This window comes from Brotonthovivens ammoniilytica (assembly GCF_025566885.1).
In the GTDB taxonomy this organism is placed as follows: Bacteria; Bacillota; Clostridia; order Lachnospirales; family Lachnospiraceae; genus Brotonthovivens; species Brotonthovivens ammoniilytica.
This window is the reverse complement of record NZ_JAOQJQ010000001.1, coordinates 298,694-321,727: the sequence shown is the minus strand read 5'-3', so window position 1 is coordinate 321,727 and position 23,034 is coordinate 298,694. Positions and strand designations below refer to the sequence as shown.

The following is a 23,034-nucleotide window of genomic DNA, read 5'->3' as shown; positions in this document are numbered from 1 at the left end:
AATCACTCCTGTTCCTTTCCGGCCGCCGGACCTTCTTTTGTACCCGCCTTTTCATTCAATCGTTTTTCCCACAGATAATATCTGGTTTCTTTTACAACTACACCGCTTAACAATAGCAGTGAAATCAGATTTGGAAATGCCATAAGTCCATTCATCAGATCTGAAAAAGTCCAGATAATATCAAGAGATATTACTGCACCAACAAACAGTACTGCCAAAAAAATAATTCTGTATATTTTTACACTTTTTAATCCAAACAGATATTCCGAACAGCACTCTCCGTAATACGACCACCCTAAAATTGTAGTAAAGGCAAAAGCACTTAAGGCAATTGTTAAAATCAGGCCACCCCCTGCAGGCAGCTGGGCAAAGGATATCTGTGTCAGTCCATCATCTGCCGCCTGAGCAAACTGCCCCGGAATGTGAAGCATGGAACTTACAATCACAATCCCCGTCATTGCACAAACAATAACCGTATCCCAGAAAGTTCCCGTCATAGATACCAGCGCCTGACGAACTGGATTTTTCGTCTGGGCAGAGGCAGCCGCAATGGGTGCTGTTCCAAGCCCTGATTCATTGGAAAATAAGCCCCGGGCCATACCATACCGGCAGGCAGTCATTATGGTACTTCCAATAAATCCGCCTGTTGCCGCCTGAGTTGTAAATGCAGATTTTAAAATCAGCGAAATTGCAGGAATCAAAAACTCACGGTTTATGATGAGAATTGCAATACATCCGATAATATAAAACAGTGCCATAAACGGAACCAGTTTTTCACATACTTTTGCTATAGTTTTCACACCGCCAAGGATAACAAAAGCACACAGCACCGTTACTACTGCTCCGCTGACAGCAGGCGGTACATGATATGTAGTCTCAATAATATTAGTAATCGCATGGGACTGAACGGTACACCCTGCTCCAAAGGTGGCAAGAATCGTAAATAATGCAAAAATCACTGCCAGCCATTTACATTTCAGTCCCCGTTCAATGGTATACATAGGACCGCCCTTCATAGAACCATTTTTATCCTTGACTCTATATTTGACCGATAATACAGCCTCAGAATATTTCGTGGCAATACCAAATACACCGGTAATCCAGCACCAAAATACCGCTCCTGCACCTCCAAGAGCAATGGCTGTAGACACACCAATAATATTTCCCGTTCCAATAGTAGCTGCCAGAGCCGTGGCCAAAGCCCCAAACTGACTGATATCTCCCTGGCTGTCCTCATCTTTAGTTACACACAGCCGGATTCCTTTAAACGTATATTTCTGAATAAATTTCAAACGTACTGTTAAAAACAAATGTGTTCCGAATAAAAGAATCAGCATAGGCGCGCCCCAGACGACGCCATTAAGCCCCGATAAAACATTTCCTATCATTTGCATATTTCTTTTTCCCCTTTTTGACCATAATGTATTAATTATAGCAATATATTGATTCCCCTGCAACCAGAATCCAAATTCCTTCCCGCTGTATTTTGGAACCTGTACTTTTTGAATCCAAACTGAATATTCAAGTCTTGCTCTCGCAAGACTGTGTGCGCGATTCGGGTCAGCTTTGCTGACAACATTCTATTCCGAATCTCTGCACATCCTCGCGGAGCGTATATCAGGTGGGGGATTGACTCCCGCCACTGATATCTACTTGTTGCTCACCGCCTATAGAGGCGGGAGTCATCTCACATCTGGTATATTTTATTCAAAGAAAAATACAGGCAGTCTCTGAATAAATTCTTCATTAACTGCCTGATTGCTGGAGAGGAAATTCTTTACGCACATTTTTCTGTTTCTTCTAGCATTGTTTCCGCAAATATTCCATATCCTTCTGTGGGATCGTTCACCATTACATGGGTAACCGCCCCTATTAGTTTACCATTTTGAATGATTGGACTGCCGCTCATTCCCTGGACAATTCCTCCGGTCTTATTCAGAAGACGTTCATCTGTCACATGAATCAGCATACTTTTATTTTTGTTTTTGCTGTTAATATTTACCTCTTCAATTTCAATGTCGTATTTCTGGATTTCTCCATCTACATTACACTGAATCTGAGCAGGACCTGTTTCAATCTCCTGTTTATAAGCCACAGGAATCGCCTCCATATCTGCAAGTTCATCTGAAGCATTTTCTAATCTGCCAAAAATTCCGGCCTGACTGTTGTACTGAATATTTCCAAAATAGTTATCCGACGTGTAATAAATCATGCCTACCAGTTCTCCGGGGGTTCCCTTTTTCCCTTTGTTGACAGCTACAATATCAGACTGATACAACTTGCCGCTGCTTAATGAAATCAGCTGCTGTGTCTCACTAGAACTGATACCATGCCCCAGAGCACCGAAACGTCCTTGTTCATCAATATACGTAATGGTACCCACCCCCGCAAGATCATCTTTTACCCAGAGTCCGATTTTATAATCGTCCTCTCCGGTTTTTACAGGCTTTATTTTACAGTCCATCTGTTCCCCGTTTCTTACCAGAGTAAGAATCAGATCTTCCCCCTTACAGGAAGCCACTGCTTTTGATAGATCCTCCTTCGTGGAAACAGCCGTTTTATTCACAGCTTTGATGTAGTCGCCGGGCTTTACAATATGACTGGCCGGATCCTGAAACTTTCCGCTGACGTCTTCTATTTCACTGGTATCCACAACATATACTCCATCCATTTCCAGAAGAATGCCGGCGGTCGTACCGGCCGGGATTACCTGCTGTTCATCAACTACCTGTACCGTAACACTTTTTACAGGTATAATTCCAAGAAACCTGCAGTTCAGCTTATAGGTGTCACTGGTTCCTCCTGCGAACACTTCCTCTTCATCTTTCCACTGGTAAGAAACCGGAAGATTCTGTCCGAGAGTCAGCTTAGAAGGATCCGAAATCTGTATACGGTCCGGAATCAGCTGTATCAGCGAAAACCAGGCAAAAACCAGCAGTCCCATAAACATTCCGATAAAAATACTTTTTCTTTTTAACTGAAACCATTGAAAAAATTGCACCTTAAACACCAGACTTTCTTTTCATTGGAAAGAAAAAAGGATACACCAATTTGTGCATCCTAAAATTTTTTCATTCCTGAAATAGTATGTGAAAGAAAGCCTGTATCCACACAGGTATTATTTTACCGAATCTGCCATTTCTTTCATTTCTCTGGCACTCTGTTTAACAGTATCCGTGATCTTTGCCCCGCCAAGCATTCTGGCCAGTTCCAGGATACTTTCTTCTCTATCCAGAGGACGGATATTTGATACGGTTGTTCCCTGTCTGGCTTTTTTTTCAATTAAAAAATGAGCGTCGGACATAGATGCAATCTGGGGAAGATGAGTAATACAGATAATCTGATGTGCCTTTGCAGTCATCTTCATTTTCTCGGCAACCTTCTGAGCCGTTCGTCCGCTGATGCCAGAGTCAATTTCATCAAAAATTAAGGTCTCTATCTCATCATTTCCGGCCAAAACTGTTTTTAAAGCCAGCATGATTCTGGAAAGTTCTCCACCAGAAGCCGTCTGTTCTAACGGTTTTAATGCCTCTCCCGGATTCGTGGATATAAAAAACCGAACCTGGTCAGTTCCCTCTTCCGTAAAATTTTTTGTTTTTTCAAAGCGGATATCAAACTGTACATCCAGAAAATTTAAGTCCTGCAGTGCCTGCGTCATCTCCGCTATAAGCTCTTTTGCATATTTTCTGCGGATCCGGCTAATTGTATCCGAAAGCTCTGTAAGAATTTCTTCCAAATTTTCCAGATTTGTCTGTAGTTCTTTTCTATAATTTTCATAATTTAAAAGCTGTTCAATCCTAGCTTCTTTTTTTTCTTTTTCTTCTAAAATTTTTTCTACAGAATCTCCATACTTTGATTTCAGATGATTAATCAAATCCAGTCTCTGCTGAACCTTAACAAACATTTCATCAGAAAAATCAGCCTCTGAAAGATAATCAGAGATCTCCCGGTTAAAATCACTCAGCAGACTGTCAATGTCCTGCAGCTGTCCTGTCAATTCTTCCAGCTTTGGGTCATATTCACTGACAGACATCAGTTCTCTTAAGGCACGTCCCATCAGATCAGATGCATTTTCCACTGCGTTTCCTGTAAACTCATAGGACAATCCTGCCGCTTGTATAATCTTTCTGCTATTAGAAAGTTTCCGATATTCTGATTCCAGATCCTGATCCTCCCCGGATACCAGACATGCCTCCTCAATCTCATGAACCTCAAACTGAAGAAAAGAGATTTCTCTTGCCTGCTGTTCTTCGTCCATCGACGCTGCATGTAACTCTGCCTTCTTCTCCTGATATTTATGAAATGCTTCTGAAAGCTGCTTTTTTAATCCGTCAAGGTCCCCCTGCCCGTATGCGTCTACATACTTTAAATGATTTTTAGCTAAAAGCAGGGACTGATGCTCATGCTGTCCGTGTATATCAATCAGCAAAGATGCAATGGTCCGCATATGAGAGGCTGAAACGGTTTCCCCGTTAATTCTGCAGATGCTTCTGCCAGTCATAATCTTGCGGGTCATAATAATTTCATCCTCTTCCGGAAACACCTCCAGCTGGTTCAGCCTTTTTCTTAATATTTTATCCTTTACAGAAAAAACCAGTTCCACCAGCCCGTACGGGGCATCCTTTCTGATCAGATCTGCAGAGGCCTTTGCTCCCAGGGCAAGATTCACCGAGCCTATAATAATAGACTTTCCGGCACCGGTCTCCCCGGTCAGTATATTTAATCCATTTTCAAAATTTACTTCCGCTTCATCAATTAAAGCAAGATTTTTTACATGTAAGCTCTGTAACATAGATACTTCTTTCTACTCTCCCGTATCAATCTCATTCATCATTTTCCGCAGACGGTTCATCAAATTTGCCGTATCTTCTGTTGTTCTGACAGCGCACATAATGGTATCATCGCCTGCAATGCTTCCCACAATTTCATCAAAATCCATGGCATCTAAAGCAGCAGCCAGAGCCATAGCCATTCCCGCAACTGTTTTTATTACCAGAATATTCTGCGCCATATCCATAGATATAAAACCGTCTTTAAAAATCCGGATAAATTTCTCACCCATATTATCCCGCTTATCCGTCAGCGGCATATATTTCTGGCGCCCTTTATTATTTGAAACTTTCGTCAGCTTCAGTTCCCGTATATCTCTAGATACAGTCGCCTGAGTCACCCGATATCCTTCCTGATTTAATTTTTCGCACAGCTCCTCTTGAGTCTCGACTTCATATTTTCGAATAATCTCCAGAATCTTAGCATGTCGGTTTGATTTCATTCATGCCTCCTAATGGTATTCCTGCATCTTTTTCCGAAGAATCTGCAGAAAACTTACGCGGTTTAATCGGACAATTTCCGTACATTTATCAGCTTTTTTTACAACCAGTTCATCTCCTACGTGCATATGAACGATTCTGTCGCCGTCAAAATTAATCCAGGCTTCTTCATCCCGTTCCGCTCTGCGCTGAGCTACCTTAACAGTTACCACGGCATCAGCTCCAACCACGATACTTTTAGAATTTATATCATGGGAATTAACAGGAGTAATTAAAATCAGATCTGCTTTGGGGTCAACAATTGGTCCCCCGGCGGACATGCTGTAGCCGGTAGAACCGGTAGGTGTTGAAAGAATAATCCCATCTGCACTGTAAGTATTCAGATATTCGCCGTTTACAGAAACAACCAGATCCATAATCTGCGTCATCCCTGCTCTGTGAATTACAATATCGTTCAGCGCAAGAGTCTCACCCTGTTCTTTCCCCCCACAAATACCAACGCCGCCCAGCAGCATCCTGTGTTCAATATCGTAACGGTCCTCAAACAATCTGTCAATGGCATCAAATACTGTTTTCCGCTCCAGCTCACACAGATATCCAAGCGTTCCTAAATTAACACCAATCAGAGGAATCCCCTCCCCTGCCAAATCCCTTGCGGCACGGACTAACGTCCCGTCTCCTCCAAGGACAATTACACATTCTGTATGTTCCGGAACAACCTTCTTTTTTTCCTGGTTTTCCTCATTCCAGTTTGATTTTGTACTTACAAAATAACTGCAGGTTCCTCCCTTTTTCAAAATGTAATCCTGAATTTCTTTTGTCACATTCAGGCCTTCATCTTTATGTTCATTGGTAATTACAAAAAAATTTCGCATATTACTTATCAAGTTCTGCATGCGCCTGCTCTACAACCTCATGCGCATTCACTGTTTCCTCCTGTAATTCATTGCTTCCTTTTTGAAGATGTACCAGATACTCAATATTTCCCTCCGGTCCTTTGATGGGAGAATACTCCAGATTTAATACTGTAAATCCTGCCTCTTTTGCAAAACGGATAATCGTTTCAATGACTTCAAGATGTACTGCTTTATCCCGCACTACACCTTTTTTCCCAACTTTTTCTCTGCCGGCTTCAAACTGCGGTTTAATCAGGCAGACCATCTGGCCCCCATCCCGCAGCAGTTCCTTTGCCGGCTTTAAAACTTTTGTCAGAGAAATGAATGATACGTCCACCGACGCAAAATCAAGCATATCGTCAATATCCTTTGGAGTTACATACCGTATATTCGTTTTTTCCATACAGACCACCCGTTTATCCTGCCGGAGCTTCCAGGCAAACTGTCCGTATCCTACATCTACCGCATAGACTTTCACAGCTTCATTTTGCAGCATACAATCGGTAAATCCGCCGGTGGAAGCACCGATATCCATGCACACACAGCCTTTCAGCGAAATCTGAAAATGCTTCATGGCCTTTTCCAGCTTTAGGCCTCCGCGGCTCACATATTTCAATGTATTCCCGTGAATTTCAATGGGAATTTCTTCCGGAAAAGAAGTTCCCGCCTTATCCTCTCTCTGGCCGTCCACAAACACATTTCCAGCCATAATCATAGCTTTGGCTTTTTCCCGTGAAGGCGCAAGCTGGCGTTTTACCAGCAGCACATCCAGACGTTCTTTCATGTCTTTTCTTCCTTTTCTATTTGTGACAGGAGAAACCTGTTTCTCCTGAAATTACCTGCCTAAATCTGATCAAACCCCCGAATAATCTGCTCTGTTACTGATTCAGCATCAAGGCCGATGGCTCTGCGAAGCTGTTCTACACTTCCCTGCTCCACAAAACAGTCTCTAATTCCAAACATTTCCACCTTCGTCTGAATACCGGCCTGCTGCAAAGCAGCCATCACAGACTCCCCGTATCCGCCTTTGATTACATTATCCTCCAGTGTTGCAATCATCAGATGCTCCCTGGCTGTCTCAAAAAGCATTTCTGTATCCAGAGGCTTCACAAACCGTGCATTTACCAGCGTACAGTCATAACCTCTCTCTTTTAACAGATCATGCACTTTTACTGCTGTCTCCATCATATTCCCCACGGCAAACAATGCAATCTGGCTCTCATCATATATTTTCTCACTTTTTCCAAGAGCAATTTTCTGATGATAATTTTTAAGCCCCTCATAGGCCTGGCCTCTGGAATAGCGCAGAGCAACAGGGCCCTCAAAATTCACAGCCCATCTCAGCATTGCCGCAAGCTCCCACTTATTTTTAGGCGCCATCACCGTCATTCCCGGCATCATGGACAAATAAGACAAATCAAAAATTCCCTGATGGGTCTCTCCATCCGCCCCTACCAGTCCTGCCCGGTCTATGGCAAATGTAACCGGCAGCTTCTGCATACAGACATCATGGACAATCTGGTCAAATCCCCTCTGTAAAAAAGAAGAATATACGGCAAATACCGGTTTTAACCCCTGTGCTGCAAGTCCTGCCGAAAAAGTAACTGCATGCCCCTCTGCAATTCCAACATCAAAAAAACGGTCTGGAAACGCATTGCGAAAACGCTTTAATCCAGTGCCATCCGCCATGGCAGCCGTCACCGCCACCACAGAAGGGTCCTGGTCTCCTATTTTTTTCATTACGGAAGAAAAAACATCTGTATAATCTGCTTTTTCCTTTACTTTTTTCAGTTGTCCGCTTTCAATATCAAAAGCCGCTGTTCCATGAAACTTTGCAGGATAACGCTCTGCCGGCGTATAGCCTTTTCCTTTTTCCGTCAGAACATGTACAACCACCGCTCCGTTTACTTTCACGGCCTCCCGCATAATCCGAAGCATATCCTCAATATTATGTCCGTCCACGGGCCCAAGATAAGTAACTCCGAGATTTTCAAACATCATGCCCGGAATTAAAAGCTGTTTCAAACTGCTTTTTGTTTTCTGTATTCTGCGTATCACGCGGTCCCCGTAAGGCAGTTTATTTAATGAAGAATGCACGCCGGATTTAAAATCCTGATAAGCTTCCGCTGTGCGCAGAGCCGCAAGATGTGTGGAAAACCCTCCGACGTTTTCCGAAATAGACATTTTATTATCATTTAAAACAATAATAAAATTTGTTTTTAACCTGGAAGCATTATTTAATGCCTCATAAGCCATGCCGCCGGTAAATGCCCCGTCGCCAATTACAGAAATCACTTTATAATCCTCTCCCAGAATCTCTCTGGCCTCCGCAAAACCAAGTCCTGCAGAAATGGAGGTAGAACTGTGGCCGGTATTAAAGCTGTCGCAGGCACTTTCCGAACGTTTCGGAAAACCGCTTAAACCTCCAAACTGTCTTAATGTATCAAATGCATTCTTTCTTCCCGTGAGAATTTTATGGGTATAGGACTGGTGGCCTACATCCCAGATCAATTTGTCCTTGGGAAAATTACAGATTAAATGAAGCGCCATTGTAAGTTCCACCGCTCCCAGATTAGAGGCCAGATGCCCTCCTGTAACGGAAATGTGCTCAACCAGAAACTGGCGGATTTCCTCTGCCAGCAGATTTAACTCCTGGCTGTTTAAATCCTTGATATCATTCATCTGATTTATTTTATCTAAAATTGCCATTTTACTTTCCTTTATTATTTTTCACGATCCATCAGGTATAAAAGCAGTCTGCCTAAAAATTCATTTTTCACAACCAGTGAATCCATCAGGTCTAACGCATCATTCATCAGATGCTGCACATCCCGCTTCGCCTTTTCAATCCCTTCTAATGTAACATATGTTACCTTTTCATTTTTCTCATCACTTCCAATGGGCTTTCCAAGTACTTCTACCGTACTGGTCACATCCAGAATATCATCCTGAATCTGAAATGCAATCCCGATATTTTTGGCAATCCGCAGTACCGTTTCCTGTTCCCCCTTGGTTGCCCCTGCAAGGATTGCGCCAATCAGCATAGATGCTTCTATCAAAGCTCCGGTTTTTAATTCATAAATAAAGTCCAGTTTCTCTTTATCTAACGCTTTACCCTCATGTTCCACATCTACTGTCTGACCGCCCACCATGCCGTAAATCCCTGCCCGGCCGGCAAGAATCCTAAGGGCCTTTCCCGTCCTTAGATTTCCCGGATCCTTAAAAAGAGCCTCTACAGCTGTCTCATACGCAAGATTTAACAGTCCGTCCCCTGCTAAAATTGCCATAGCTTCGCCATATACCACATGAGTCGTCCTGCGCCCTCTTCTATAATCATCATTATCCATAGCCGGGAGATCATCATGTATCAGGGAATACGTATGAATCATCTCTATGGCAGCCATAAAAGGCTCCACAATCTCAGAACGCCCCCCGAACATCCGGTAAGTCTCCAAAAGCAGCATGGGACGCAGCCGCTTCCCCCCGGAGAGAAAACTGTAATTCATAGCCTCTATCACTGTTTTCTGATATCCTTCTTCTTTTGGAAGGTATTTTTTAATTATGTCCTCCACCTGACTTGTGTGGATGGCAATTTCCTGTCTGATTTCCATGGCCTAACCTCAAACTCTATTGAAACGGAACCGTCTCACCATTCTGGTTCAGTTCCAGCATTTTCTTTTCTATTATATCCAGTTTTTCATTACACTGTTTTAATTTTTTCAATCCGCTTTCATACATGGCAAAAGCCTGATCCAAAGGAAGCTGATCCTGTTCCATTTGTTCTATCATCTCATCCAGCTGATGAAACATTTCCTCAAGAGAAATCTCCTGGTGCTCTTTTTCACTCATTTGTCACTGACCTTTCTGTAATTTGGGCTGACGCTTCCCCATCCTTCATTCTCAGCGCGATCTGGTCTCCCGGCTGCAGTTCTCCCACAGTCTGTATCAGTCTGCCGTTTCTGTCTGTTACTAAAGCGCAGCCCCCGCTTATTTTCTTAAGAGGCGACAGGCCGTCAAGAAGGGAAGCATACATCTGAAGCTTATGCTTTCTGTCTTTTAGGAGCCGCTCCATACGCCAGCTGAGACGTTCTTTTAATTCATCACAAATCTGACGTTTTTCCTGAAGCTGATTTTGAGGGTTATAATAATTCAGCCTGGTTCGATATTGTTCCAGAATCCCTGCTGTCTGCTCCAATCGCCGTACCATAGCGCAGTTTAAATGCATTTTCTTTGTGTCAAGCTCCGCAAGTATCCCCCGCAGATCAAAGACAGCAAGTTCTGCTGCCGCAGATGGTGTAGGTGCACGCAGATCTGCAGCATAATCAGCAATAGTTGTATCCGTTTCATGCCCCACCGCTGAAATAATCGGTACTCTGCACTCAAAGATGGCCCTTGCAACGATCTCCTCATTAAAAGCCCATAGATCTTCAATAGAGCCACCTCCCCGGCCTACAATCATAACATCCACACCGTAATCTTCCAGGGCACGGATTCCTTTTACAATACTCTGTGCCGCACCTTCGCCCTGAACCTGGGCCGGATACAGCACAAGCTGGACGCAGGGGTTTCTTCTGGATGCAATATTCTGGATATCCCGTACTGCAGCCCCGGTGGGCGCTGTGACAACTCCAACGGTACGCGGATAAGAGGGGATTGGCTGTTTATATTCTTCCGCAAACATCCCCATCTCTTCCAATTCCTGTTTTAACTGCTCATATTTCTGATATAAAAGACCGGCGCCTTCCAGTATAATGCTCTCCGCATACAGCTGATACTTTCCGTCTCTTTCATATACCCGGACAGCTCCAAGAACAACTACCTTGTCCCCTTCTTTCATCCGAAATCCCAGTCCCATTTTTCTGCTGCCAGAAAACATCACAGCACTTAAGGTCCCTGTTTCGTCCTTCATAGTAAAATAAATATGCCCGGATGTATGATATTTGCAGTTGGAAATCTCACCCCGGACATAAATATGATTCATCATAAAGTCCTGGGCGAACATATTTTTAATATAGGTATTTACCTGTTTTACCGAATAAATATTTTTTGTCATACTAACTTGGCCAGAATACCATTGACAAATCCGGCCGATTCGTCTGTTCCAAATTTCTTTGCCAGCTCTACCGCCTCATTAATGGCCACGGAAACCGGTATTTCCTCATCATAACGCATTTCATATACGGCCAGCCGGATAATCGTTAAATCTACCTTGGCCATACGGGAAGTTTTCCATTTTTCTGCAGCTTCATTTACAGCCTCATCAATGGTATCCAGAACTTCTTTGATTTTAGTTATTTTATTTTCAATGTACAAAAGATCCGCCGGGCTGATATTTTCAAGATCTTCCTTAAACAGCTCTATCTGCTCCGGCAGTTCCTCCTGGGTGTAAAATTCCACCCGGAACAGCATTTTAAAAATCTGTTCCCTGATTTCTCTTCGACTCATTCTTTTCCTCCGGGAGTTTCTTAATTTATTATTACCATAACGGCGCTGTACCACAGATACGATCTGCCACAGAATGCCGCACCAAACGTATTTCTTCTGAATATGTAAAGCAGGGTGCCGGCAAAACAGCACCCTGAAATTTAAGATTCATTCCTGTATGCTTTATACACAATCCGGATCCGTTTTTATAACATGTTTCTTCTCCTAATTGCCGCACATCTGGCCTATCTTATTTTTCCGCTTTCATATCTACCTGTGCAATCCGGATATTAACTTTGTCCACTTCCAGCCCCGTCATATTTTCAATAGCGGTTTTCACACGGTCCTGAACTTTTTCGGACACAACCGGAATTTCATATCCATATGCAATATTGATTGCAAGATCTACGGATACTACATTGCTGTTCATTGAGATACGCACCCCTTTAGAAAGATTCTTCATTCCAAGACGGCTTACCAGATCATTTGTTATATTTCCAGCCATTGAGCTGACACCTTCCACTTCAGTTGCAGCCAGTCCCGCAATAATAGCAACCACTTCATCTGCAATCTGAATTTCTCCAAGATTGTCCTCTCTGATCTTATATCCTTTTCTATCGTCAGTCACAATGCTACCTCCTCATTGTTATTTCTCATACTTTTGTCTATTATAGCAAAATTCACTATATTTGAAAAGATTACAATCTCATCTTTTCCCCAAAGGGGCACCCAGAATCTACTTTTTCACTGAACCTCTGCTCTGTAAATACACTTTATCCGGAAGTTTAACCAAGCCAGAGCCCCAGCAGATTACATGCTCCAAGAGATATACCTGCAGAAAGCAGAACCATAAAGATCGGCCGGACCTTCCCTCTCTTTTTCCACCACAGATTTCCAAGATAAATACCTCCGGTAAGAAGCAGCACAGGCCAGAAGGGCCAGCTATTTTCAGCAGCAATTTCCATGTTCTGATAAAGCATAGAAGCGCTGACACTTAACAGCAGACCGGCTACAATCGGGCGGATATATATTTTTATCATGTAAAAAATATCAAGATTTTCAAATCTCTCATATATGTACATCGCTGCTGAAAATGTCCCGCCGGATGCTGCCACACTGCAGGCAAATCCGCAGAGAGCCAGCGCAAACCCCGCCAGCATATTATTTTCAGCTCCGTATCCGATAACGTATCCGATTCCCGCTAAAACCTTACAGAGTATGGAACCTGGCAGAGCATTTGCCGAAGCTGCAATTTTTTGATAAAAGTCAGAATAGCTGATCATATCCGTATTGACAAACATGCCGTCAGCAATAGCAAGATATGCGTCTCCTCCCCCAAAGGATAAAACCGCTGACAGCAGTCCTTTTCCCGCAAACAAAAGCGTGTCTTTACAGAGAATAAACGCCGGAATAGATAAAATAATCAAAAACAAAAACCAGGAAACTTCTTCCGCCAAAAGCTTTTTAAAGGATCTTAAGGAAAACTGCATTCTGCCTTTCAGGCTTCTTGAGAGCCCGAAAAGGGCCAGAACAATCATTAAAATCTGTAGAACACTCCGAAACCAGACAGCAGAAATCAAATGCGCCTTTCCCACGCAAAGCATATATAAAACAACAACTGCCGCCGATATCACAGTATTCACCCGGGTCATTTTTCCTCTTGTAAAAAAGATAACAAAAAAGGTCATGGCCAGAATCTGAATAGTAGATATATCAAATACAGGAGTTGCATCCAGCTGAAAAATCTGAAACAATTCCTTTCCGCTGGTAGCCAGAAATACCGCCGCCAGAAAAAACATCCCGCTCCTGGCATTTCTGTTTATTCTGCACTCCCGAAAGGTTCCTTTGGCATATTCAATCAGCATGAAAATAATATATGCCGTGACTCCCGCTGACGCAAATAAAATCTGCTGCAGCAGTCCGGAACTTGATTTATTAATCATAGATATAATGGCCACAGTTAAAAATGTTCCGGGAACGGCCATCAAAACTGCCGCCAGAATCATACCTCGGATACCATTGACTTTTCTGCCGATTCCTGCCGCAATTTCCACAGGAAGTGCTCCTGGTGTAATATTTGCAACGATAACATCTTTATTATATTCATTTTCGTCAATCAGCTGGTATTCTGAAACTGCCTCTTCTTCTATGACCGGAATCAGCGCGCTGCCGCCTCCGAAACCGATACACCCAGTTTTAAACATAACAGAAAGAAGCTTTCCCATCTTTCCGCTCTTTTTCTCTTTCTTTGTATGCTCTGTCATACTGCTATTTTCCAATCATTTCTATAAACTGTTCTTCTGTAATTACCGGGATTCCAAGCTGCTGTGCTTTTACCAATTTACTTCCTGCATTCTCTCCGGCCAGCACATAGTCCGTCTTTTTGGATACAGAACCAGAAGCCTTGCCGCCGTATTTTTCAATTAATTCAACAGCTTCCCGGCGTCCAAGTCCCGGAAGAGTTCCTGTTACTACAATTGCCTTTCCCTCTAAAAGCTGCGGTGTGTCATCCTCTTTTATCTGCATATTAACCCCCGCATCTTTCAGCCGTTTTAACATCCGCCGGTTTGATTCTTTCTGAAAAAATTCCCGGATAGCAGCGGCGCTGACAGCACCCACATCATTTACCTGCTGCAGCTCTTCTTCGGAAGCATCTGACACCCTGTCAATAGATTTGAAATATTTCAATACCGATTTTGCCGCCGCTTTCCCGATATTGGGAATGCCAAAACCTGTAAAAAGCTGGAAGGCCTCATTCTGCTTTGATTTTTCAATCATATCCAGAAGTTTATCTGTATTTTTTTCTTTTCCGATGAGCCCCTTTTCAATTAGTTCTTCTCTGTAGTTTTTCAGCTCATAAATATCTGCAATGTCCTTTAAATATCCCTGTTTTACCAGTTCTTCCACATAAGCGGCTCCAAATCCTTTAATATCCATGGCATCTCTGCCCACAAAATTAATAATATGCCGTTCTTTCTGCGCAGGGCAGTCCGGAGACGTACAGCGTATATCCGCTGTATCCTGCTCCCGGACAGTATGAGAGCCACAGACAGGACATAAATCCGGAATCTGAAAACGCACCACTCCCGGCATCCGCTTTTCTTTAATTACTTCTTTGATTTTAGGAATAATCTCTCCTGATTTATAGACAACAACGGTATCTCCAATTCCCACATCCAGTTCATTAATAAAATCCTGATTATGAAGGGTTGCTCTGGATACACTGGTTCCACACAGACGTACCGGCTCAAACACCGCAGTAGGCGTAATCCGCCCGGTCCTTCCTACTGACAATTCAATGTCCAGAATTTTGGTCTCCTTTTCTTCCGGAGGATACTTATAAGCAACCGCCCACCTTGGAACTTTAGAAGTGGCCCCAAGAAGTTCCCGGTCTGCCAGACTGTTGATCTTTACCACCGCTCCGTCGATATCATATGGCAGTCTGCCTCTGCTGTCTCCAATTCTTTCAATGGCATTCCAGACTTCATCCGCTGTTTTGCAGACGGTATAATCCTCTATAACAGGTATCTGATTGGACTTTAAAAACTCATACCCTTCTGTATGGGTTTTAAATTCAGCTCCCCGTATCTCCTGGATGTTAAACACAAACATGGAAAGGCCTCGTTCCCTGGTCACTTTACTTTCCAGCTGACGCAAGGTCCCCGCCGCACAGTTTCTGGGATTTGCGAATTTCTTTTTGCCAAGAAGCTCCTGCTGCTCATTTACCCTTTCAAAGTCTTCATTTTTCATGTATACTTCACCCCGGACTTCTATATACGCAACCGGGTGCTTTAGCCTGCATTTCACATCTTTAATAACCTTGGCATTGGCAGTAACGTCTTCCCCCTGAAACACACCATCCCCTCTGGTAACAGCCAGTTTCAGCTGGCCGTCCTCATACCGCAGTGCCATAGAAAGACCGTCTATTTTGTATTCAACTACAAACTCCGGCTCCTCAAGCTTTTCCTGCATCTCCTCCACAAATTCATAAACATCTTCTTTCTGAAATACATCCTGCAGGCTGAGCATGGGAACGTTATGCCGTACTAAAACCCCTGCGGTCCGTTTCGCACTGCCCCCCACTTTCTGTGTGGGAGAATCTTGTGTAATCCAGTCAGGATGCTCTTTTTCAATCTGCTTTAATTGCTGCATCAGCATATCATACTCGTAATCACTGATCTTTGGCGCGTCCATATTATAGTAAAGATTACTGTGGTATTCTATTTTCTTTTTTAACTCTTCCAGATACTTCTGGTCTGCTTCTATTTTCTCCATGTTCTGCCGCCTCCAGCCCATTCGTTTATTACCGTTGTCTGAGAAGAATGTTTTGTCAGATTCATTAGCACCTGATACTCTTCTTTTGTTACTTTCCGATAAGCTCCGGGCTTTAAGCCGCCCAGATGGATGTTCATAATCCGAACCCGTTTCAGGCTGACTACACGATATGAAAAAACCTGGCACATTCTGCGAATCTGACGGTTATATCCCTGCGTAAGCACAATGGTAAACTGCCTTTTTCCTGTCTGACTGATTTTACATCTTCTTGTGGTAACATCCAGCTCTTTTAAATATACGCCATTTGCCATTCCCTGAATAAAATCCGGTGTTATCTCTTTATGAACCTCTACAATATATTCTTTCTCATGCATATTTCCCGCGCGCATAATTTTATTCACCAGAGCCCCCTGATTAGTCATCAAAATCAGCCCCTCGGAATCTTTATCCAGTCTTCCCACCGGATAAATGCGTTTGGAATATCCGACAAAATCTACAATATTATTTCTTTCTTTTTTCTGAGAAGTACAGACAATGCCTCTGGGTTTATAAACCGCCAAAAGAATCTTTTCCTCTTCCTTCTGCACAGGCCTGCCGCCAAGATAAACTGTCTGTCCGTCTATCACCCGGTCTCCTATCCGTGCCGTTTTTCCATCAATTGTTACATTTCCGGCCTCGATCTGTCTATCTGCCTCACGTCTAGAGCAAATCCCTGCTTCACTGAGATACTTATTAATTCTGATCCCATTTTCAGTTCCGTTCTGATTCATCCTCTATCCCCTGTTATTCAATTTCTGCAATATCTGCGTCTCTAAAATTTGACAACGGTGATATTCTAACATATTCCGGTAAAATTATAAAGAATAAGGCAAAAAAAGAATCCTGCCGCTTTAAAGACCTCCGCTGATACACACCAGCGGCTTTTATAAATAAATTTTCAGCTTCTTTGCCGCAGCTTCCTCAAAATCTATGATCTCCTTTGCCAGCTCCGTGGCATAAAGTCCCGCTTCTTTCCATTCATGAATCACATATTTCAAATGATCTGAAGTCTTCTGGTTTTGATCTATAAGCCTTTGTACCAGCTGCTCATCCGGCACTTTGGATATCCTTTGTTTTTCTATTTTTATGTCTTCTAGATCTGTCAGCTTTGTTTCCTGCTGTTCCTCCAGGTTCTTTCTCATTACAGCCTTCCAGATCTCTGATTGATCTGTTGCAAGCTTTGAGTTGTCCAGAACATCTGTATCTATTCGTTTTTCCGCCTTTTTTGCAAACAGCTTCCACTGTTCCAAAAACAGATTCATTTCTAGACTAAGCTCTTCATCCAAAATTTTTGCCAATCCCTGTTCAATCTCTTTTGCTGCCTGACTTGCGTCTTTATACACCTGTTTTAATACCTGCTGTTCATCCTGCCTGTTCATACCATTCTCCTTTTCTAATAGTATGAACCTTTCCCTCTTTTTCTAATCAAAAAGCAGGATATCTGTTCATAAGATATCCCGCTGTTTTTACTTTACATCCCGGCAAGTACATCTGTTTTTATATATCCTACTTTACCGTTCCAATTTACTTTTGTCCAGCCCTGTGCATAGCTTTCCACTACTGTAACTGTTTCTCCGGAATAAGCCACACCAACCCGGTCAGAGCCTTCACTCATAGCAGATCTGACATTTACCGTATCCTGCAGATAAATCTTTTTCCCTGGAGTCAGGGAACCGGTCTTTGCAGCAGGTTTTTTCGTGGAAATAAACTCCGATTTCACATAGCCGGTTATATTTCCGGTTTTTACTTTGCTCCATCCGCTGTCTAAAACTGCAACCCGGGTCATTTCTGCTCCATAAAGAGCCGAGCCAACGGTATCCGCTTTTGTACTGGCTGACTTGCGGATGTTAATATTATCTGTTGCATATACCTTTTCATTTACTGCCTTTTCTTTCTTTGCAGCTTCCTGCTTTTTCTGCTCTTCTTCCTGTTTCTGCTTTTCTTCTTCCTGTTTTTTCTGCTCCTCTTCTTGCTTCTTTTGTTCCTCCTGCTGAGCCTCTGTATCGTCTTTTTCAAGCTCCTGCGCCCAGTTAGAAACAGCTGCCGGAATGGTCTCTTCTACCAGCTTTTTCAGATCAGCATCTTTTTCTACCGCTTTATCGTACTGCGCCTGTGTCTGGCTTATCAAATCCTGAGTATCCTTTGTCTCTTCGTACCTGCCGATCATAGCCGATGTTTCTGAATCCTGTTCTAGTTCCTGATAATTCAAATTGTACGCACTGTATACGTTATCAATATATACTTTTCCACTGTCATCTGTTTTTACATAAAAGAAATATAATCCGGGAGCGGCTGTTTTAATGTCTTTAAATTTAACGGCTGTGTATACGGATACTATATAGGTTCCCGCATCGTCTCCGGATTTTGTATAACAGTTAATGTTTTCAAACTTGTCCACGTATTCACTGTACAGCTTGATATAGCTCTTTTCCTTATCCGTAACCGGATATGCATAATTCATCAGCTCATCGGTATCACCCGCCGCGTAAGCGGTAAAATAGTTTTCAATTAATTCATTAATATCTTTATGCTCATTTAATTCATAGCTTTGTTCTGAACTTTCTGTGACTGCCGGTGCTCCTTTCGGACCGCTGTGTTTTTTCACTGCCACAACAATGGCCGCAATAGCAACTACCACTACCAGAACGGCAATTCCTATTATGTGTATATATTTTCTGCAAAAGTCAATAGATTTATCCCGCTGAATCTCCATGGAATCTGATGTTCTGCGCCTTGTTTTTTTCCATTTTACATTTTTATCCTCCGCAGCAGATACATCCGCCATTTTCGACTTATCTTTTACTGATTCCTCATCTACAAATACAAGATCCTCATCTAATATCTTTTTTTCTTCTTTTTTATCTGACATTCAGGCCTACCTCCTTAAAAGCTAAAAAAGCAGCCCGGAGAACTCTTCCGGATATGCTGCTGCCCCCTTTTAATATGTAAAAGGTGTTCCAAAACTAGTATTCACTCTATAAATCTGCATATGAAATCTTGCGTTTTCATATTGTTTAACACACACCATAATACCATAGTGACAAATATTCGTCCAGAAGCATTCTGATTTTATATCCATAGGAATATTTCCTGTTATACCAATTTCTGGCAAATTTCGTAAGACGTAAATTTCTATGATATGAAAAAGAATGTGCAAAGCACATTCTTTGCCTGCGGCGGGTCGCTTTTGCGACATGACTCCATTCTACCGCAGTGCGATCAAAAGCGGAGCGTTTTTTTGCTCTATAGGAATCGGTACTTTTCAGCTTTATCACAACACGGTATTTCCTAGAGAGCAAAAAAAGAATCATTGAAACCATCTAAACATGCTCAACGACCCTTCATCTAAATGCAACCGGCGGGAATCGAACCCACATTACAGGAGTCGGAGTCCTGTGTTCTATCCGTTAGACTACGGTTGCGAATATACGACTGAACAACTTTAAAGGGGATAACATCCAAATTCTGTCATTCAGCGCTTCTTATTTTACCACAAGCTTTCAAAAAAAGCAAAATAATTTTTAATTTTTAAACAAAGAATCTCTCAGGGGAAATTGAATACGCCTGCACCTACAGCTTTTCTGCAATTTCCTGTGCAATTTCTAATGGGGTTTTTCCGTCGGTGGATACCATTTTATCACAGGATTTTTCATAGACCCCGCTCCTTTGTTCCATCAGCTGGGAAATTCCCGAAATACTCATCCGGTCCTTTAAAAGAGGACGGTCTTTTCCATGTTTCACTCTGTGATACACGGTATCCGGACGAGCCGTCAGCAGAATAATCTGTCCGCTTTCTTTCATCAGCTTGACATTTTCCTCCCTTAAGACTGCTCCGCCGCCGCAGGAAACAATGGAACTATCTGTTTTGGAAATGCTTACAATACACGCCGTTTCCTGTTCCCTGAAATAGGCTTCTCCATATGTTTCAAATATTTCCGGGATTGACATGCCGCAGCTCCTGGCAATTTCTTCATCCATTTCTACTTCTTCCCAGCCCAGCAGTTTTTTTAGTTCTTTAGACACAGTGCTTTTTCCTGTCCCCATAAATCCAATTAAATATATATGTTTCTTCATTTTTATGTCCTTTTGTTCTGCTATGCCTGTATCAGACTTTCGTGGAGTACATCCAGAATCTGGTTTAATGCATCCGCCTGTATCTGTCCGGGAGCCGAAACCTTTCCGGCAGCCCCAAAGGTAATACAGGAGCCAAAAAATTCTCCGCTGATTCTGCTGATAACTCCATAAGGCCCCATAGCCATTGTCACAACAGGTAAATCCGGATACTTTACTTTTATGTCAAAGGTAAGCTCAAGCAGCCTTAATACATCCTCCGGCGACTTTGGCATTACGGCCAGCTTTGCAATATCTGCACCCCCGGCTTCCATCTGCTCCATGAGCATCCTCATAATCCTTTCATCAGGAGTATCTGAAAAATCGTGATGGGATGCAATCACCTTTACCCCCATACGCTGAAATCTTCGGATTTCTTTTTCCGGCCGGCTGGCCTCAAAAAATTCCAGATCAATCAGATCTGCACAGCCGGATTTGGCAGCCAGCTCATTCAGATACAAAATTTTCTTTTCTTCTAGATCACTGCAGCCTCCCTGCTGTCTGGTCCGAAAAGTAAACAAAAATATGGTTTCCCCCAGCATAGGACGGATTTCTTCTAAAATCTCCTGCACCTGCTTTGGATCTGTATTTCCCAAAAATGTATCTGAGCGCCATTCAATCATCTGAACCTTTTTTTCTGTCAGTTCTTTTATCTTTTTTATAATCTGATCTTTTTCTGTTTCTACTACAGGAACACAGACAACCGGTCTGCCCTGCCCCAGGGTAATCCCTTTTATCCGGATTTCTTTTCTCATATGATTTCCCTTTTTTCTCCTAATCTCTGGATTTCCATTGCAAATAAGTATATAATATCCAGATTAATGACGCAAGCCATTGACATTTTTTTTCATTCAGACTATGATATTATTTACAAATAAGTTATGAAAGGTATAACAAAAACATTATGAATATTACAGGAACCACTATTTTGACGGGGCTGCTTGGCAGTCCGGTTTCTCACAGCATCTCACCTCAGATGCACAATGAAGCCTTTCGTCTTCTGGGTCTTGATTATGCCTATCTGGCGTTTGATATAGGAGAAGCGCAGCTAAAAACGGCTGTGGAAGGTTTAAGAGCACTTGGTGTCCGGGGTTTCAATCTAACTATGCCCCATAAAACTGCTATCCTTCCACTGGTAGACGAGCTTACGCCGGCAGCTAATCTCTCCGGCGCCTGCAACACCGTAATCAATGAAAACGGGCGGCTGATCGGACATACTACAGACGGCGTTGGTTTCATGCGTTCTGTGAAAGCTGCCGGGCATACTATTATCGGAAAACAGATTACACTTCTTGGAGCAGGAGGCGCTGCCAAAGCGATCTGTACTCAGGCTGCGTTAGACGGTGTCAGAAAAATTACAATTTTCAGAAGAAATAAGGAGCAGGCTTTCGCTAAAACTGTGGCCTTCGCCAATAAAGTAAGCAGGCACACCGGCTGTCAGATTACAGTCTGTGATATTGCCGACACTTCTTTGTTAAACCAGATGCTTAAAACAAGCGCTCTGCTTGTTAATGCCACAAATGCAGGAATGGAGCCTGCACCGGAGGGCTGCCCCATTTCCCATGAAGTGATTCTGCCGCCCCAGACAGCAGTCTGTGATATCATCTATAATCCACGCACTACCAGACTTATGGAGAGGGCCAGACAATCCGGCTGCGATACCTTTAACGGTTTATATATGCTGCTCTATCAGGGAGCCGCTGCATTTACCTGCTGGACCGGCAGGGAAATGCCGGTAGAACAAATCCGGCAGAAATTTTTCAGCTGAACAGATCAGGCTGTCAGACCAGACATCCATTATTTTCACACTGCCAATACGGCACAACCATTGATTATAACTAATTTGATAAAGAAGGGACATGAACATGAGCTTTACATTTATGAAAAAACTTCCCACACCGGAAGAGATCAAAAAGGATTATCCGCTTTCTGATCATCTAAAAAAAATAAAAGCGTCTAGAGACGCTGAAATTGCCGATATTTTAAAAAGCCAGTCTGATAAATTTCTTGTGATTATCGGCCCCTGCTCCGCAGATAATGAGGACGCCGTCTGCGACTATACTCTGCGGCTGGTGGATATTCAGGAAAAAACCAAAGAAAAATTAATGATTATACCCAGGGTATACACAAATAAACCCCGTACCACAGGAGCCGGCTACAAGGGAATTGCCTCTCAGCCTGACCCGGAAAAACAGCCTGATATGCTGGCAGGCCTCATTGCCATGCGGAAAATGCATCTGCGCATTTTTCAGGAAACCGGGCTGTCTGCCGCAGATGAAATGCTGTATCCGGAAAACTGGGGCTATGTAGAAGATCTTCTCTCCTATGTTGCAATCGGAGCACGCTCTGTAGAGGATCAGCACCACCGGCTGACTGTCAGCGGATTTGATGTGGCCTCAGGCATGAAAAATCCAACCAGCGGCGATTTTTCCGTTATGTTAAATTCCGTCTATGCTTCACAGCATGCACATCAGTTTGTCTATCGGGGATACGAAGTAAATACAACCGGAAATCCTCTGGCCCACGTTGTGCTCAGAGGCGCCGTGGATGCTTTTGGAAATAACAAACCCAACTATCACTATGAGGATATCCGCAGACTTATAGAAATGTATCATGAAATGGAACTGGTAAATCCTGCCTGCGTCATTGACGCGAATCATTCTAACTCAAACAAACAGTACGCCCAGCAGGTACGCATTGTAAAAGAAATTCTGCACAACAGAACGGAAAGCACAGAAATTCACAATATGGTGAAAGGCCTGATGATTGAAAGCTATATCGAACCCGGCTCGCAGAAAATCGGGGAGCACATTTATGGAAAGTCTATTACAGATCCTTGTCTTGGCTGGAAGGAAACCGAAGAACTCCTGTACTATATTGCAGACCATACCTGATATTCATTCATCAGAAAATTTTATAGTAAATCTATTGCTGACTCTGATTAAGAGCATCAAAAAGGAACCCGCTGATACCGGAAAAACCGGCTGGCAGGTTCCTTTTCTCATTCATAAATACTAACA

At 42.9% G+C, this 23,034-nt stretch carries 21 protein-coding genes and 1 tRNA gene; 2 read left to right on the top strand and 20 right to left on the bottom strand.

Annotation, left to right across the window (positions count from 1 at the left end; translation table 11 throughout):
• Window positions 1-2 precede the first annotated feature (2 nt).
• The 20 genes from OCV88_RS01505 to aroD all read right to left on the bottom strand — a co-directional run bounded on the left by OCV88_RS01505 (window position 3) and on the right by aroD (window position 20,769).
• Window positions 3-1,394: an alanine/glycine:cation symporter family protein gene (locus OCV88_RS01505; protein WP_158423884.1), complete on the bottom strand. Its 1,392-nt coding sequence runs from the start codon at window positions 1,392-1,394 to the stop codon at window positions 3-5.
• A gap of 383 nt (window positions 1,395-1,777) precedes the next feature.
• Complete coding sequence (gene spoIVB / locus OCV88_RS01500) at window positions 1,778-3,010, bottom strand: SpoIVB peptidase (protein WP_158423883.1); 1,233 nt, start codon at window positions 3,008-3,010, stop codon at window positions 1,778-1,780.
• 108 nt (window positions 3,011-3,118) lie between these two features.
• Window positions 3,119-4,792 (bottom strand): DNA repair protein RecN, encoded by a 1,674-nt coding sequence (recN, locus tag OCV88_RS01495; protein ID WP_158423882.1) that lies wholly within the window; start codon window positions 4,790-4,792, stop codon window positions 3,119-3,121.
• A gap of 12 nt (window positions 4,793-4,804) precedes the next feature.
• A complete protein-coding gene (gene argR / locus OCV88_RS01490; RefSeq protein WP_158423881.1) occupies window positions 4,805-5,272 on the bottom strand; it encodes an arginine repressor in 468 nt (155 codons plus the stop codon).
• A 9-nt stretch (window positions 5,273-5,281) separates the two neighbouring features.
• Window positions 5,282-6,166, bottom strand: coding sequence for an NAD(+)/NADH kinase (locus tag OCV88_RS01485; RefSeq protein ID WP_262590586.1), 885 nt, complete (start codon window positions 6,164-6,166; stop codon window positions 5,282-5,284).
• A complete protein-coding gene (locus OCV88_RS01480; RefSeq protein ID WP_158423880.1) occupies window positions 6,147-6,950 on the bottom strand; it encodes a TlyA family RNA methyltransferase in 804 nt (267 codons plus the stop codon). Before OCV88_RS01480 ends, OCV88_RS01485 begins: the two co-directional genes overlap by 20 nt.
• Window positions 6,951-7,009: 59 nt before the next feature.
• Window positions 7,010-8,875, bottom strand: coding sequence for a 1-deoxy-D-xylulose-5-phosphate synthase (dxs, locus tag OCV88_RS01475; RefSeq protein WP_158423879.1), 1,866 nt, complete (start codon window positions 8,873-8,875; stop codon window positions 7,010-7,012).
• Between the two features lie 14 nt (window positions 8,876-8,889).
• Window positions 8,890-9,777 (bottom strand): polyprenyl synthetase family protein, encoded by an 888-nt coding sequence (locus OCV88_RS01470; protein WP_158423878.1) that lies wholly within the window; start codon window positions 9,775-9,777, stop codon window positions 8,890-8,892.
• Between the two features lie 16 nt (window positions 9,778-9,793).
• Window positions 9,794-10,015: an exodeoxyribonuclease VII small subunit gene (gene xseB / locus OCV88_RS01465; RefSeq protein WP_158423877.1), complete on the bottom strand. Its 222-nt coding sequence runs from the start codon at window positions 10,013-10,015 to the stop codon at window positions 9,794-9,796.
• Complete coding sequence (gene xseA, locus OCV88_RS01460) at window positions 10,008-11,219, bottom strand: exodeoxyribonuclease VII large subunit (protein WP_158423876.1); 1,212 nt, start codon at window positions 11,217-11,219, stop codon at window positions 10,008-10,010. The genes xseB and xseA overlap by 8 nt, the downstream gene beginning before the upstream one ends.
• Window positions 11,216-11,611, bottom strand: a complete 396-nt coding sequence (nusB, locus tag OCV88_RS01455; RefSeq protein WP_158423875.1) for a transcription antitermination factor NusB — start codon at window positions 11,609-11,611, stop codon at window positions 11,216-11,218. The genes xseA and nusB overlap by 4 nt, the downstream gene beginning before the upstream one ends.
• Window positions 11,612-11,840: 229 nt before the next feature.
• Window positions 11,841-12,218, bottom strand: coding sequence for an Asp23/Gls24 family envelope stress response protein (locus tag OCV88_RS01450; RefSeq protein WP_158423874.1), 378 nt, complete (start codon window positions 12,216-12,218; stop codon window positions 11,841-11,843).
• Between the two features lie 157 nt (window positions 12,219-12,375).
• Window positions 12,376-13,854 (bottom strand): chromate transporter, encoded by a 1,479-nt coding sequence (locus OCV88_RS01445; protein WP_158423873.1) that lies wholly within the window; start codon window positions 13,852-13,854, stop codon window positions 12,376-12,378.
• 4 nt (window positions 13,855-13,858) lie between these two features.
• Complete coding sequence (ligA, locus tag OCV88_RS01440) at window positions 13,859-15,865, bottom strand: NAD-dependent DNA ligase LigA (protein ID WP_158423872.1); 2,007 nt, start codon at window positions 15,863-15,865, stop codon at window positions 13,859-13,861.
• Complete coding sequence (locus OCV88_RS01435; RefSeq protein WP_158423871.1) at window positions 15,853-16,635, bottom strand: pseudouridine synthase; 783 nt, start codon at window positions 16,633-16,635, stop codon at window positions 15,853-15,855. The genes ligA and OCV88_RS01435 overlap by 13 nt, the downstream gene beginning before the upstream one ends.
• A 153-nt stretch (window positions 16,636-16,788) precedes the next feature.
• Complete coding sequence (locus OCV88_RS01430) at window positions 16,789-17,283, bottom strand: hypothetical protein (protein WP_158423870.1); 495 nt, start codon at window positions 17,281-17,283, stop codon at window positions 16,789-16,791.
• A 92-nt stretch (window positions 17,284-17,375) separates the two neighbouring features.
• Window positions 17,376-18,773, bottom strand: a complete 1,398-nt coding sequence (locus OCV88_RS01425) for an SH3 domain-containing protein (RefSeq protein WP_158423869.1) — start codon at window positions 18,771-18,773, stop codon at window positions 17,376-17,378.
• A gap of 481 nt (window positions 18,774-19,254) precedes the next feature.
• A tRNA-Arg gene (locus tag OCV88_RS01420) sits at window positions 19,255-19,326 on the bottom strand.
• A gap of 148 nt (window positions 19,327-19,474) precedes the next feature.
• Window positions 19,475-19,978 (bottom strand): shikimate kinase, encoded by a 504-nt coding sequence (locus OCV88_RS01415; protein ID WP_158423868.1) that lies wholly within the window; start codon window positions 19,976-19,978, stop codon window positions 19,475-19,477.
• Between the two features lie 20 nt (window positions 19,979-19,998).
• Window positions 19,999-20,769, bottom strand: a complete 771-nt coding sequence (aroD, locus tag OCV88_RS01410) for a type I 3-dehydroquinate dehydratase (RefSeq protein WP_158423867.1) — start codon at window positions 20,767-20,769, stop codon at window positions 19,999-20,001.
• A 149-nt stretch (window positions 20,770-20,918) separates the two neighbouring features.
• Here aroD and OCV88_RS01405 point away from each other — a divergent pair, with 149 nt between their 5' ends.
• Together OCV88_RS01405 and OCV88_RS01400 are read left to right on the top strand one after the other, a co-directional pair.
• Entirely contained in the window at window positions 20,919-21,782 is an 864-nt protein-coding gene (locus OCV88_RS01405; RefSeq protein ID WP_158423866.1) for a shikimate dehydrogenase, read from the top strand.
• A 97-nt stretch (window positions 21,783-21,879) separates the two neighbouring features.
• Window positions 21,880-22,908 (top strand): 3-deoxy-7-phosphoheptulonate synthase, encoded by a 1,029-nt coding sequence (locus tag OCV88_RS01400; RefSeq protein WP_158423865.1) that lies wholly within the window; start codon window positions 21,880-21,882, stop codon window positions 22,906-22,908.
• Window positions 22,909-23,034: the final 126 nt, after the last annotated feature.

Excerpts from the sequence above, each read along its gene's own strand:
- OCV88_RS01505 (WP_158423884.1), bottom strand. The coding sequence starts at position 1,394 with ATGCAAATGATAGGAAATGTTTTATCGGGGCTTAATGGCGTCGTCTGG.
- recN (WP_158423882.1), bottom strand. The coding sequence starts at position 4,792 with ATGTTACAGAGCTTACATGTAAAAAATCTTGCTTTAATTGATGAAGCG.
- argR (WP_158423881.1), bottom strand. The coding sequence starts at position 5,272 with ATGAAATCAAACCGACATGCTAAGATTCTGGAGATTATTCGAAAATAT.
- OCV88_RS01485 (WP_262590586.1), bottom strand. The coding sequence starts at position 6,166 with ATGCAGAACTTGATAAGTAATATGCGAAATTTTTTTGTAATTACCAAT.
- OCV88_RS01480 (WP_158423880.1), bottom strand. The coding sequence starts at position 6,950 with ATGAAAGAACGTCTGGATGTGCTGCTGGTAAAACGCCAGCTTGCGCCT.
- dxs (WP_158423879.1), bottom strand. The coding sequence starts at position 8,875 with ATGGCAATTTTAGATAAAATAAATCAGATGAATGATATCAAGGATTTA.
- OCV88_RS01470 (WP_158423878.1), bottom strand. The coding sequence starts at position 9,777 with ATGGAAATCAGACAGGAAATTGCCATCCACACAAGTCAGGTGGAGGAC.
- xseB (WP_158423877.1), bottom strand. The coding sequence starts at position 10,015 with ATGAGTGAAAAAGAGCACCAGGAGATTTCTCTTGAGGAAATGTTTCAT.
- xseA (WP_158423876.1), bottom strand. The coding sequence starts at position 11,219 with ATGACAAAAAATATTTATTCGGTAAAACAGGTAAATACCTATATTAAA.
- nusB (WP_158423875.1), bottom strand. The coding sequence starts at position 11,611 with ATGAGTCGAAGAGAAATCAGGGAACAGATTTTTAAAATGCTGTTCCGG.
- OCV88_RS01445 (WP_158423873.1), bottom strand. The coding sequence starts at position 13,854 with ATGACAGAGCATACAAAGAAAGAGAAAAAGAGCGGAAAGATGGGAAAG.
- ligA (WP_158423872.1), bottom strand. The coding sequence starts at position 15,865 with ATGGAGAAAATAGAAGCAGACCAGAAGTATCTGGAAGAGTTAAAAAAG.
- OCV88_RS01435 (WP_158423871.1), bottom strand. The coding sequence starts at position 16,635 with ATGAATCAGAACGGAACTGAAAATGGGATCAGAATTAATAAGTATCTC.
- OCV88_RS01430 (WP_158423870.1), bottom strand. The coding sequence starts at position 17,283 with ATGAACAGGCAGGATGAACAGCAGGTATTAAAACAGGTGTATAAAGAC.
- OCV88_RS01425 (WP_158423869.1), bottom strand. The coding sequence starts at position 18,773 with ATGTCAGATAAAAAAGAAGAAAAAAAGATATTAGATGAGGATCTTGTA.
- OCV88_RS01415 (WP_158423868.1), bottom strand. The coding sequence starts at position 19,978 with ATGAAGAAACATATATATTTAATTGGATTTATGGGGACAGGAAAAAGC.
- aroD (WP_158423867.1), bottom strand. The coding sequence starts at position 20,769 with ATGAGAAAAGAAATCCGGATAAAAGGGATTACCCTGGGGCAGGGCAGA.
- OCV88_RS01405 (WP_158423866.1), top strand. The coding sequence starts at position 20,919 with ATGAATATTACAGGAACCACTATTTTGACGGGGCTGCTTGGCAGTCCG.
- OCV88_RS01400 (WP_158423865.1), top strand. The coding sequence starts at position 21,880 with ATGAGCTTTACATTTATGAAAAAACTTCCCACACCGGAAGAGATCAAA.